Here is a 12,822-nt window from a genome sequence, read left to right as displayed (position 1 = left end):
CAGCCAATCAGGCATTTTCGATCACCATGGCTGAAGCCCCACCGCCACCATTACAAATGCCAGCCACGCCTAATGTTTCGTTGTTTTGTTTCAGTACGTTAATCAGGGTGGTGATAATGCGTGCACCCGAAGCGCCCAGCGGGTGACCAATGGCCACGGCACCGCCATTAACATTTACTTTGTCAGGATTAAGGCCGAGCTTGATATTGTTGGCTATGGCCACGGCAGAAAAGGCCTCGTTGATTTCGTAATAGCTAACATCAGAAGCGCTTACCCCTGCATGCTTAATGGCTTTAGGGATGGCTAATGCCGGGGCAGTAGTAAACCACATGGGGTCCTGGGCGGCATCACCAAATCCTTTGATTTTAGCGATTGGCTTTAAGCCTAGTTCAACAGCTTTTTCTTTGCTCATCAGCACCAGGGCGGAGGCCCCATCGTTGATGGTGGAGGCGTTGGCAGCCGTTACTGTTCCGTCTTTTGTGAAGACTGCGCGAAGCCCGGGAATCTTATCGAAGTTTACGTTTTTATATTCTTCATCTTCGGCAAACAGTGTTGTATTCCCTTTTCTGTCGGTGATTTCTACCGGTACTATTTCGTTGTTGAATTTACCGGCAGTCCAGGCAGCAGCAGCCCGCTTGTAAGAATTGATGGCATAATTATCCTGGTCTTGGCGGGAGATGTTCATTTCCCTGGCGGTGTTATCGGCACAAACGCCCATGGCGCAATGGTTGTATACATCGGTTAGGCCATCGTAAGTCAGTCCATCCACTACATCACCGTTGCCATAGCGATAGCCGTAACGCGCCTTTAACAGATAATAGGGAATGTTTGACATGCTTTCCATGCCACCCGCAACCACCACATCGTTTTGACCGAGCATGATGGACTGTGCCCCCAGCATTACGGCTTTCATGCCCGAGGCGCACACTTTGTTGATTAATGTACAGGGAATTTCATACCCCAGTCCGGCAGCTACTGCAACTTGTGTGGCGGGTGCCTGTTGTAGGCCGGAAGAAATTACGTTTCCGATGAAAAGTTCCTGAATCAATTTAGGATCAACGCCTGCCTTTTGGATTGCGCCTTTAACCGCTGTTGCGCCTAGTTGAACGGCCGAAACAGTTGCGAGGCTTCCCCCAAAACTTCCGATGGGTGTACGTACCGCTGAGATGATGTATACTTCTTTCATTAGCTTTTGTATTTACTTCGTATTACTGCCTATGTCTTACTACTTATATCTTAAGTCTTATGTCTTTCGGTTACCAATCTGGTTTATTCTTATCCTTGGGTTGTGTTGCTTTTCGCTTATTTTGTTGCAGGTACTGAACTTCCTGGTTGCGCATGGCTTCCAGGATTTTATTGGCGGCCTCCGGACTGATTTTCATTTGCCGCAGTTTTTCAGATGAAGGTGGGTTGTCCTTTTTCTCTTCATTCTGACGGGCATCCTGTTCCTGCTGTTGCTGGTCTTTTTTGTCATTTTCCTTTTGCTCTTCAGGCTTGCCCGACTGATCCTTTTTCTCTTCTTTTTTATCTTGTTCTTTTTTGTCTTGGTTTTGTTTCTGTTCGTCTTTCTTCTGTTGCTCTTGTTTTTGTTTGTCGTTTTGCTGTTGGTCTTTGTTTTGGTCCTTCTGTTGCTGCTCCTGTTTTTTTTGTTCATCCAGTTTCCGTTTCAGCAATTCATAGTTATAGCGGGCATCGTTATTCGTGGGATCGGCCTTAATGGCTTCCTTAAAATGGTTGAGGGCTTCTTCAAATTTAGATTGCTTGTTTCGCGCAACGCCCAATTGCTGCTGGGCCACCGAGCGGATTTTGTTATTAAAACTTTGTGTTAAAGTTTGATATTGACTGATGGCAGCCGTGGTATCGTTAAGTTCAAAATAGGCGTTGGCCAGATTCAGTAGCACTTCTTCTTCCGTTACTGCCAACGAGTCTGTAAGGTATTTGTATTTCGCGGCAGCTGTAGCATAATCACCTGCCAGGTAAGCCTTTTTTGCTTCTTCCTTAACGCGGTTGATCTTTCCAATCCTGGCCGGATCGGTAACTAGTACTGCAAGTAGTATTAAAAAAAAGCCGGCTTTCATATGCGAATGGTCCGTATATGCACTAACACATCCAAGGCCAGTAAAATTACAGCCAATAGTAAAAAATAGAAATATTTATTAGCCGAAACATCAATTAAGCGGGCATCCATTAATTCACCTTCAATGCTGTTTATGGTGTTGATCAGGCGCGCCACATCGTTTCGGCTTTCATTGATTTCAAAATAACGACCACCGGTTTTACTGGCCAGCGATTGCAGGGCTTTTGCATTTAGTTTTGTGATCACTACATTACCTTGCCGATCGGTACGGAAGCCTGTTCCTGAGCGGATCCTTCCGCCTGATTCGGTCCCAATGCCAAGGGCAAAGAGCTTATATCCTTTCGATTCAATCTGTTGTGCAATAGCACTCGTTTCGTCACCAAAATCTTCACCATCGCTGATGAGGATAATCACTTTAGATGTGGTTTGGGTGATACGTACATTATCCTGCTCCAGTTTGTCCATGGCCATGCGCAGCGGAGGTGCGAAGTCGGTACCTGATGAAGGTACCAGGCTTGTATTCATGGTTTCGATAAAAAGGTTCAACGCATTTTGGTCATAAGTCAGTGGGCATTGTATGAAGGCTTCAGATGAAAAGATGATAATGCCAATGCGGTCGGAGTTGAAGGCTTGTACAATTTTCTTCATCTCGTACTTCACTTTTTCCAGCCGGGTAGGGGTAACATCAAAGGCATCCATCGAGTTGGACAAATCAACACAGATCATGATATCCTTACCCACGGATTGAACTTCGCGTTTCGCGGCCCCGAAGGAAGGCCCCAGAAGGGCGATGATTAAAAGGGTAAACGCAAGTGTGCGAAAGAGCAGTTTGATGAATACAGGCATGAAAGGTGTTCGGAGGGAGTTGGCTATACGAATGATACGGATAAGATAGGCAGAATAAAGCACTGCAAAAAGTGCTATAAAAATCAACTCTGTAATGCCCAAAGCGCGATACCAGCTCACGCTGCAAGTAACAACGAAGTGCGGTTTGGTGCAAGCTATGGACGTAACCATATATTGGCTTTTTGATTACTTTAGAATGATTTTTTAGGGAGTTTCTGCGCATCCTTTATATTTGCAATTCTTTTTTAGCCAGGAGAGGTGGGTGAGTGGCTGAAACCAGCAGTTTGCTAAACTGTCGTACATGTCAAAGTGTACCGGGGGTTCGAATCCCCCCCTCTCCGCAAAGCCCTGTTCGAAGCAGGGCTTTTGAATTAATGGTCCGATAGCTCAACTGGATAGAGCAGCTGCCTTCTAAGCAGCAGGTTCGGGGTTCGAGTCCCTGTCGGATCACTTGGTGCTTAAAAGATTAAGTATATCTTTGCGCCTCCATAAATAACGTTCGGGGTGTAGCGTAGCCCGGTATCGCGCTTGGTTTGGGACCAAGAGGTCGTCAGTTCGAATCTGGCCACCCCGACCTGAGTGGACGATGGAGAAAAATTTTTTCCTCGTCCACTTTTTTTTGGGTCTAAGTCATTGGGTGTCATCGACATCAGAACCACTGCTTCGTTTATCCTATTGGTTCGAAATTGATCTTTTTCGAAAATCAATTTTTCTGGAAACACCGAACCAATGATGAGCTGTTTCTCTGATAAGGTGGCGTTTTGATAGAATTCGTCAATGTTTCTCAGGATTGTTGCCCCTACCTTTAGGTGCTCACGAAAGTCTTCCTGGCTTGATAAAAGGTTAGCCTTTTTCCGAATCAGTTCGTCATTAGCTGTCGAAATCTTCGCTTTGATTTCCTTGTAATCGCTTGCACTGATTTCGGCATCAAGCATGAGATGTTGAGCATTTTGGAGCCTGTGATTGTTACGACTGATTTCGTCTTCAATCTTGGTTAACTCGCTCCGATCGCTTTTCATCTTTGCCTCAAACGTATCAAGCAAGACTTCATAATTCAAGTCAAGGGTCATTAAATTAGGTTTGATGGACTGGAGAAATTCAATAAAGCTTTTATTTGCTATCTCAGCCTTAAACCGTTCATTACATCCACAGGTACAATGATAATAGTAATACTTTCCACCATTGCCACGTGAAGCACTTCCGGAAATGTTCTTTCCACAAAGACGACACTCAAGGAATCCACGTAAAGGGAGTTGTTCCTTTAACGTATTTTTTGTCGGACGATTGGGAGCCCTGCCATCAAGGATGTCCTGAACCTGGAAAAACAATTCTTCGCTTATCAAGGGCTCATGAATTCCCTTTGCATAATATTCGGGCTCGTCCTTATATGCAGGCACCAATACCTTGCCTATGTAGGCTCTGTTTCGTAATAATTCCGGAAATCGTGAACGTTTGCATTTTAATCCTTTATCTACCAGTTTATGGCGCAGTTCTTCCATGCCATGCGCTCCGGATGCAAATTCCTGAAATGCCTCGCGCACAAGATCAGCATCCTTGCTCGGCACAATCATCGCCCTCCCGTCTTCTGACCGAATATTTCTGTAACCAACAGGTGCAAGTGTTGTCCACCGTCCTTCTTTCTTTGCCCTGTATATTCCTGATTTTACATTGATTGACCTCCGGTCGTTCTCTACTTCGGGTGAAGCCAGGTAGAACGCTAACATCATTTTGTTTTCAGGAACCTTTAAGTCTAAAGGTTGTTCTATTGCCTGAGGTTCAATTTCCAGCTTATTCAACTGTTTGATGACAGCATATGAGTCGCCTGCATTGCGGCCAAACCGACTCCAGTTGATGAACAATAACAAATCAACATCGCCCGGATTCTTCTTGCAAAAATTCATAAGCTTGTTGAACTCAGGCCGATCAAATGTTTTGGCTGAGTAATCTTCTCTGTAATGTGCTACAATGCTTATATCTCTATTCGTGCAATACTTACGCAATTGTTCCTCCTGATATTGAAGACTGTATCCTTTCTCAGCCTGCTCGTCCGATGATACTCTCGTGTAAATGATTGCTCTTTTCATTTTCATTCATTTTCCGTTGATAAACTTTGTATTCAATGGCAGCCAGTTGATAAAGAAAATCCCTAATCTTTAAAAGCTGTTCATCTGTATAATTGTAACCGTGCTTCCTTGCTAACGTTCTGCACCTCTCCAGCGACACCATTCTCTCTATTCAGGTTTGCAGAGCATGGTTTGTGTTAATTATTCAGTTCTACTTATCATAATATGTGCCAAGTAATCGACTGACCACACTAACCTCATGCTCCTTTAAATATATACTTCTTATTTCCAAAAACTATTTTTTCCTTTTCCCAACATTATAAAGAACAGGCCCAATATTTTCGCTGATCTTTTCCAACGATCTTCCTGCCACGTATCCGCCCACACCTAAATCCATCAGCGTCCAAATGTGGTCATCAAGGGTTGTTATTGGCAGATTGAAATACGGAACCAGAACATAGTTGTTGAAAACGATGAACATGCAGATGCACATTAACACAGGCCGCCAATTGCGTTGCAGCCAGCTTTCACCTTTAGCCTCTGTTTCAATGATCCGTGACTTGCTTTCCAGCAATTTGTTCTCATAGTTCAGGTAAGCACCTTCAACTTCTATGAGTAGCTGCTTGTACTTCAATTGCATTTCAAGTTTCTCATCCGACCTGTCAATCTTATCAATGGTATTACCGATTGATTCAATTGTTGCCCTGGCACCTGCGCCAAGAATTTTTGAAAGGAAACCCCCAACTCCGGGAGTCTTACCAACTTCACCTGCCTCCATGTTTGAATTGTGTTTAGTGTTTTGATTAAATTTTATTTCAATAATGTTGATTGTCCGTTGTTACCATATCGCCATTGATTGGATAGGGTTTTAGCTTTTGCTTGTCCATCGGTTCCTGCCATTGGATTCCAAATTGTCTGAAGAAGTCTAATGATGCTTTAGGAGCGTATCTATTTTTAGAGATAGTGACTACTCCTTTGTGCACTTCACCTGCTATCTCTGCAATATGCTCCCAATCCTTTCCCCCCCGGAAGTCTCCGGCTTTGGTATGCTGAAGAATAAAGATGAACGCGGTATCCGGATGCTCTTTGCGTATATCCTTGTATTCATTGATCTTCAGTCCTAAGTCATTCACGGAATCAAGGATGACAAACTGATATTGCGTTAAATCAGGGTCTTGCAGGTTTTCAGCAAAGTGCAACCTTGATGGTAAAGGATTCAAAAATTCATTCACCTTTTTAGTCATTGTAGGTGACGCAAATTCTTCCGATGACACATAGAGCACGTCACCAAAATTGTCGGCCAGGAGTTGCGCGAACTTTAACAGGAAGATTGTCTTGCCGTTATGCGGCTCTCCGTGTAACATCAGGGTAAAGTTTCGTGCGGGATTGCCAAACAATGAATACCAGAACGAAAAGAAGTTGAGCAAGTCAAGTTTCCGGTTGGCCATTTCCTCTGCTGTCAATACTCCGTTTAATCCCCGGTTATGTGAACAGGCTCCCCGTCTGGCATCGGAATATGTGCGTTTCCCGCACTGCCTTAATTTCTTTCCGCCCGTATCGTAAATCTTTCCAATGTCGTCCTTGCAGCCACAGGCCATAACAATTCCCGCAAGTCCGTTCAGCTCCGCCTTGCTAATAGCGATTTTACTGCTTGATCTTTGCCTGATAGCCTTATAGATCGCTTTCAGCTTGTCGGCATACGGATCATCCTTTGTTATTTTCTTTTTATCAGCCAGGTTCTCCAGGTATTTCAAGAAGCTGTTGATTTTCTTTTCATCATCTTTTCCCTGCAATCCGATGAATCGCTTGATGACTGCTATGGAGGGATACACTTTTTCCCCACCAGCGATGGCAACAAGACGGTTCAAATCCTTTTCATTGATAGCAAATGATTCTTCTCCTTTCATTTTATTGTACGCCTGAACAAGCTTGTTTTGTATCATCTCAACTTCATCAGCCAATGGCGAAGTCTTACGAATGAGTTTTTGCACAATTGACCGCTGAAGCGCCTTGATGAATGTCAGGATCGCATTAGGTGATTTTACCTTGTTGTGAAGACTGATATACCTCCTGATAAATTTTACTTCTTCACGAAGGTGCTCCACAAGCTTGACGTTTTGCTGTGGTTCTTCCTTCCGTTTTTTTGGTGGTGTTGGAGACTCTATTTTTGTCGTTTTCGGTTTCACTGGTTTGTGTGCCGATGATGCTTTAACCTTTGGCTCAGGAACATTAGGGGCACTTGCTGACCTTGCACTGGTAGAAGTAGAAACATATTCGTTCAACTTCTGGAGGTACAAGTCAATTACCTTACGAATACTTTCATTGTTCTGGTAATTCGACCAGTTTGTTCCACTGTTCGTACTCCTTACAACCAGGTCATGTCCTTTTCTTAATGTCTCCGGCAATGTTTCCACACCGATACGCTCCACCTCATTGAAATAATTATTAGCCGTTATCATTATGCTGCAAAGTTTAATAGTTCTAATTCGAGTTCCAGGGCAAGAGCTTCAAACTCCAGTTGCTCCATTTCTGATTGTGATTGTTTGGGGAGCATCACGATGGAAGGCTTTGACTTCGGTTCCTTTTTCGGAATCTCTCCCTTGATTAATTCATATTGCGGAGGACTAAGCGAAACGCTATCGTTAAACTTCTCCTGAAGCACTTGGACAAACTCATCTATTCTTCCTTCCCCCAATGATGCGGTCATCCGGTCGGAAATCTTCTCAAAATTGTTTCCATCAACAATCTTCAAGAGGTCAGGATCAAGGTATGTATCACCACCCCTTGACCGTGAGGAGGAAACTACAATCTTAAATTTGCCAGGTTGCCGGAAGATGGTTACCCCATTCTTTGTTGTGATACTTGATCCAATAGTTAAAGACCGAATAATCTTCATTGCCCTGGAAATGGGTACTACTGTTTTTTGTTGCACATCATTTCCTGGCTCCCAATATTCGGGCATGAGGATTCCTTTCCTGATTCCTCCATCAATCGTAGTATAACTCACAAGTTTCCCTTTGTAAGCACTGAAAGCCTGAAGCACATTTCCGGTAATGATGTGCCGTATCTTTCTGTCAACCGTACTTTCTTTAATGGAAGCTTCCCACTTTGCCAAAAGTGATTCCTTTTCAAGATGCGGTAATCCGACACTGGCACCAATGATTGCCCTTACGTCCTGTGCGTAGCTTGCGGGAATGGCGATGTACTTGTTGCTACTTGCCAGCGCGAAGCGAAGACGCATTGAACTTGGCGCATACGGATTCTTTTTTTCCTTATCAATGATGAAACCCAGAAAGACAGCAGGCACAAGTTCCTGACCTCCCTCATAGCTGCTTACAGGATAGTTCAGGTTTCGTCCTACATAGAAGGAAGTGAAGATGGATTCCAGGTATTGTCTTCTGTTGTTGAATGAGCGTTTTATCTTTTCCTCCGAATCACTCATTGCTTTGTGAAGCTCGTTGGTTCTGGCTTTAATCGCCTCCTGTGCTTCAACAGCATTACCTTTCTCAACAAGTTTTTGAATCTTCTTCTCTTGAGGAACCTTTTGCAGGAGGTCTTCATAGTACGCCACGTTATCCGCGATCTCCTTTTTAAGCTGGTCCTCCATGTAACCCTCATACTCCAGCTTCACTTCCTTTTGTAATTCCATTCCATCCTTTCCCTGGAGTGATTCTGCAAGGAGGTTGCTTAACTCTTGCATGGAGAATGGTTTTTTGAGAACATTAGCCATGACTGTTTCCAAAATGCTGTCATCCCCAAATTCGCTTGTTCCACCTTTGCCGACAATCACGGTTCTGGAGACCTGCGTCTCTGCCTGAAGATCCATCGCCTCCACTTCAAGGTCGTACTCACCTATTTGTTTGAGATATTCTACATACTCACTGTATCGGTTTGAGATTTCATTATAAAAGTCCTGTTGCATGAGTGTTGATAACACTGCCACTCTTCCGGAAACTCTGTGTGCGGCATCTTCTAATTCTGCTCCATCTACTTCCCGTGTTGATAGACCCAGAGGGTCATCCAATAACATATTGACCTCCGGATTTTCTTTCAAATATTCTGCAACGATTCTGTCTCCATACTTATTTAGAAAATCAGGGACATCCAGAATTTTTGTAGATGACTTTTGGTTAGAGGTCGTGTTTGCATCCAGGGATTTCAATTTCTTCTGGAGCATCATCATCAATCGCTTCTCAGCGGGGATAGCAGAGTTAACGTAATCATAGATGGGCTTGAAAATCTGTCCGGTGCGGTTTATCCGTCCACGTTTCTGAACCTCCGTGTTTATATCAAGCTCTGCTTGCAGTACAATCATCACCCGCTGCTTCACTTTGTCTTTAGAAACTTTAGGAGTCACAATGGCATGAGCGGAAGCTCCGGTACTTCCTGACTGATTGATTAAGAGAACATCGACTTCATTGTTATTGAATTGTCGAAAGGCATCGTTCGTGTTAATCCGTTTTCGCGTGAGGACAAGTGCCTTGTTGGACTTTGGATTTAGTTGTAATTCGTATTTGCGACCAGTAACCTCCGCCACTTTGAATCCGGCTTCTGTGATCTTTCGGACAATCACATCAATGGGGGAAATGGTTATTCCAGTGGATGCCTCTTTGATTCTCTCACTAATGCGGAAATATTCAGCTTGGGCTTCTAAAGGGAATTCAGAGATTTCAAACTTTTTGAAAACCTTTTGACCATCCGTGTCGGTTTCCGTGTAACGCAAAATCCCATCTAACCCTTTTTGAAGAACAACCGAAAAGTCCGCATTGATGGTATCACCATCGGTAATTGCCAGTCCGGCCTCGGACTCCATTTGTTCAATAAAGCTTCCCATCGTGCTGGCAAAAGCGATAACTGGTTTCTTGCCTTCCTTCAATCGGGCAATGGCTCGTTCTGCAACTTCTTCTGCCTTAATGCTGAAAAGCATTTGATTAATCACATTAAAGACTTTGGAGAAGTATGGCAGGTTATCTACTCCGGCCTGGGATGTTCCTTCACGAATTTCTACTTGCTTTCCTTCTGCCACTGCGATGTCATCAAGCTCATCCACAATCTTATCCACATAGGTAGTTTGAAACTTGATGATGTCCCGAATGATGGAAGTGATATTATCGGCTATGGCTTTATGCTCTTGCTCTTTATCTTCAAGGGTAATGTAGTTTACTTCCACACCTTCAAATGAACGTTCTCTTCTAATCATCTGACCTTCTGCCACAAGCTGACTGGCCAGGATTTCCTGCAAGGCTACTCCACCTTTAGTAATCGCTTCAATCAGGGCATCCCTTGTCATGCTCGCATCGCGGATAGAAGTTTTCATCGCATAGATAGGCATGTTATCCGGGCGCTTGGCGAATGTTGCTGACAGAAAGACTACTCCTCGCGATTTAGATAATGCAGACTGCATGAAGTTTCCGGTGTTGCCAGAGCCGGATGAATTGTGTGCTTCATCCATGATTACAATGTTATCCTCTGCAATAGCATTTAAGAATGCAGGTTTTGTTGGCTTCTTATCTGGTGAATTAAACTGTGAGTAAGTGGCTACCACAAAATGAAAGTTGCGGGGTATGCGCTTTCCCTCAAATATTCTGTTTTGGTCTGTGGCGGGAAGTGCCTGGTAAATGATGTTCCCATCTTCATCCTTAATGTCGGTCTTACTCTCACGACCATTGACAATGAAAGGAACAAGGTGAGAAGAACCAATCGCTGATAAATCACGGTAGATGTCAGAGAACAGATTTGCCTTTTCAGTAATGAAGACGGGCTGCACTCCTTGTTCAACGGCATAGCGGATAATAGATGCCGCGATTCGACCTTTACCAATTCCGGTTTGGTCTCCGATAATCATTCCAACACCTCGTTCCTCGATATTGTAGATTGACATCGCTACTGCATCAATTTGTTCGGCTGATAAAGCCTTGCAAAGTTCTACATTACTTCGATAGTTAAGTTTAATTCTTACATACTCATCTATATCACCACCTACTGCTTCCTTAATTCTCTGCAATGCACTGTGGGTTTCGAAGCCCATTGAATCAGGCACTACTGTATTGAGAACAAAGCAACTGCTTGATGCAGGAGTATATGGCATACCAAGTTCATCGAAGCTCATTAATTCAAGCTCCAGAGCAAGAGCCTGAGCTTCTAATTCAATTTTTGTCATTGTAAATTCTTGTCTTGGTTTATCTGCCGAAGCCTCAGCGTAGGCAGGTGTTGCCTGCCGACCGTAGTCTTGACGGAGGTGGGTTACGCTCATTACTCGCTCATACAACTCTTCAAAGGAATCAATTACTGCATCGCGTTCTTCATTTTTTAAAAGAGCAGCACCAGAGGGTTTTGATTTTCGTCCATCAATCAAGATCAACCGGACATCAAAGGAAGTCCCCTGACGGGAATAGAGTTTATGTCCATCAATGTTGATAAGGTCTACTACATTGTATCGACTATAGAGATAGTTAAAGAAGAAGCGATGTTTCCCTTTTTGAATTCTTCCTTTCTTATCATAGTGTGTATGGCCTCCGATAATGATTGCGGCCTTACCATTATTCTTCATACAGTCCAGCGCACGCAAGGCCATCAAGTGATCGAGCACTTCAATACTGAAGCTTTCGTATTTGACGTCTTTGTCTAATAATCCGAAGGGAGGGTTCGTTAGGACTGCATCAAACTTCTTTTCAAATCCTTTAAAAGGTTGAGTGGCATCTTGAGATAATACCTGCTTATATCCTTGATCCTGAAGATTTGATCGTCTTAATTTGTCAATCTCATTTACTACAACTCTGGATGGATTCGCAGAAATAATCAGAAGGCCATTTCCAGCAGATGGCTCAAACACTGTAACGTCTTGATCCGCATTGACGAAGACTCCGGCCAGGAACGAAATAGGTGCTGGTGTGCTGTATTGTTGTAATAAAATGCTCTGACTTGTTCGGTGGGAAATGTTTACCTGGCTTTGGTAAAGCTCAACGATGCTTTCATATTTCGCTTTAAGTGGTAGAGCAGAGAGTGCAATGCTCCTTGCTTTGAGAACAATTGCAAGCTCAGTGTACTCTTTTACTTCTGACTTGTCAGTGATTCCGTAAGATGCAGCAATACGCTCAATAGATTTCCTATTGTGCCTAGTCTTTGCATCCAACTCGCTTCGAACGTGTTGAAGAAATTGTGCCTTTATGATCGTTTTGTTCCTCACTCTGCCAAATGTAGAATGCGACTAAAGTGAAGGTTAAGGATTGTAAAAGGCTGTAAAGGATTGTGAAGATTTTTACACGATTATGAATGACTTTCAATAATTAGATTAATTGTGTCAGATGCGTCCGATTAACAATTCATCTTTTAAAAATGTTGGCTCCCTCAATGAATTCCATGATGTCCATGTCCCTGGTTTGGAGAAACGAAGAAGGCCAAAAGGTATAAATCGCTACATTTTATTTAGTTGAAGTCAATACTTTAAAATACCTCATGTTGTGCTCGAAAACTTCTCCTTCTATCATCGCCCTACGTTCATAAAAAAAACAATTGAATCATACTTGCACAACTCACAGTTGGTCACTTTGTATTCAAGGTTATAACCGTGATTACGTTGGTTTACGAATTCTGTCAACTTTCCTGTGAGACTTGTAATGATAAGTGCCATCAACGAGCATGATAATTTCCACGTTGACACAATTAGGTGAGAGCTTTATCAATGTCCATTCCATTCCGAGCCAACTCAGCAATAGTTCACTTGTTTCATTTGAAAGATCTATTTTGAAATCTACCATTCTTATCGGTTGTGCCAAGTAGGACTGTGTCCTTGTTCTGAATTCTTACCTCTGATATTGACGTCAAGTCGAACGCATC

General features: G+C 43.3%; 6 protein-coding genes, 3 tRNA genes and 1 pseudogene. 3 read left to right on the top strand and 7 right to left on the bottom strand.

Features of this window, described 5'->3' with window-relative positions; translation table 11 throughout:
- Positions 1-7: 7 nt before the first annotated feature.
- The 3 genes from KIT51_12235 to KIT51_12225 all read right to left on the bottom strand — a co-directional run bounded on the left by KIT51_12235 (position 8) and on the right by KIT51_12225 (position 3,094).
- On the bottom strand, positions 8-1,186 hold the full coding sequence (locus tag KIT51_12235; GenBank protein ID UYN85641.1) for an acetyl-CoA C-acyltransferase: 1,179 nt from the start codon (positions 1,184-1,186) through the stop codon (positions 8-10).
- Positions 1,187-1,256: 70 nt separating this feature from the next.
- Positions 1,257-2,078, bottom strand: coding sequence for a tetratricopeptide repeat protein (locus tag KIT51_12230; protein ID UYN85640.1), 822 nt, complete (start codon positions 2,076-2,078; stop codon positions 1,257-1,259).
- Complete coding sequence (locus tag KIT51_12225; protein UYN85639.1) at positions 2,075-3,094, bottom strand: VWA domain-containing protein; 1,020 nt, start codon at positions 3,092-3,094, stop codon at positions 2,075-2,077. Before KIT51_12225 ends, KIT51_12230 begins: the two co-directional genes overlap by 4 nt.
- A gap of 81 nt (positions 3,095-3,175) precedes the next feature.
- Here KIT51_12225 and KIT51_12220 point away from each other — a divergent pair.
- From KIT51_12220 to KIT51_12210, 3 genes are all read left to right on the top strand, one after another.
- Positions 3,176-3,264 (top strand) — tRNA-Ser (locus KIT51_12220).
- A 35-nt stretch (positions 3,265-3,299) separates the two neighbouring features.
- Positions 3,300-3,373 (top strand) — tRNA-Arg (locus tag KIT51_12215).
- A 50-nt stretch (positions 3,374-3,423) separates the two neighbouring features.
- Positions 3,424-3,497, top strand: a tRNA-Pro gene (locus KIT51_12210).
- A gap of 1,051 nt (positions 3,498-4,548) precedes the next feature.
- Here the strand turns inward: KIT51_12210 and KIT51_12205 are convergent.
- The 4 genes and pseudogenes from KIT51_12205 to KIT51_12190 all read right to left on the bottom strand — a co-directional run bounded on the left by KIT51_12205 (position 4,549) and on the right by KIT51_12190 (position 12,118).
- Positions 4,549-5,013: pseudogene (locus tag KIT51_12205) on the bottom strand (recombinase family protein).
- A gap of 268 nt (positions 5,014-5,281) precedes the next feature.
- On the bottom strand, positions 5,282-5,764 hold the full coding sequence (locus tag KIT51_12200) for a hypothetical protein (protein ID UYN85638.1): 483 nt from the start codon (positions 5,762-5,764) through the stop codon (positions 5,282-5,284).
- Positions 5,765-5,801: 37 nt separating this feature from the next.
- Positions 5,802-7,445: a hypothetical protein gene (locus KIT51_12195; GenBank protein ID UYN85637.1), complete on the bottom strand. Its 1,644-nt coding sequence runs from the start codon at positions 7,443-7,445 to the stop codon at positions 5,802-5,804.
- Positions 7,445-12,118 (bottom strand): strawberry notch family protein, encoded by a 4,674-nt coding sequence (locus tag KIT51_12190; GenBank protein UYN85636.1) that lies wholly within the window; start codon positions 12,116-12,118, stop codon positions 7,445-7,447. The genes KIT51_12195 and KIT51_12190 overlap by 1 nt, the downstream gene beginning before the upstream one ends.
- Between the last annotated feature and the right edge of the window lie 704 nt (positions 12,119-12,822).

Source organism: Cyclobacteriaceae bacterium (assembly GCA_025808415.1).
Lineage (GTDB): Bacteria > Bacteroidota > Bacteroidia > Cytophagales > Cyclobacteriaceae > UBA2336.
Note: the sequence above shows the minus strand (reverse complement) of the source record. Positions and strands in the feature narration are given on the sequence as shown.

Bases quoted from the DNA above. Each gene is read 5' to 3' on its own strand.
- KIT51_12200 (UYN85638.1), bottom strand. From the start codon at position 5,764: ATGGAGGCAGGTGAAGTTGGTAAGACTCCCGGAGTTGGGGGTTTCCTT.
- KIT51_12195 (UYN85637.1), bottom strand. From the start codon at position 7,445: ATGATAACGGCTAATAATTATTTCAATGAGGTGGAGCGTATCGGTGTG.
- KIT51_12225 (UYN85639.1), bottom strand. From the start codon at position 3,094: ATGGTTACGTCCATAGCTTGCACCAAACCGCACTTCGTTGTTACTTGC.
- KIT51_12235 (UYN85641.1), bottom strand. From the start codon at position 1,186: ATGAAAGAAGTATACATCATCTCAGCGGTACGTACACCCATCGGAAGT.
- KIT51_12230 (UYN85640.1), bottom strand. From the start codon at position 2,078: ATGAAAGCCGGCTTTTTTTTAATACTACTTGCAGTACTAGTTACCGAT.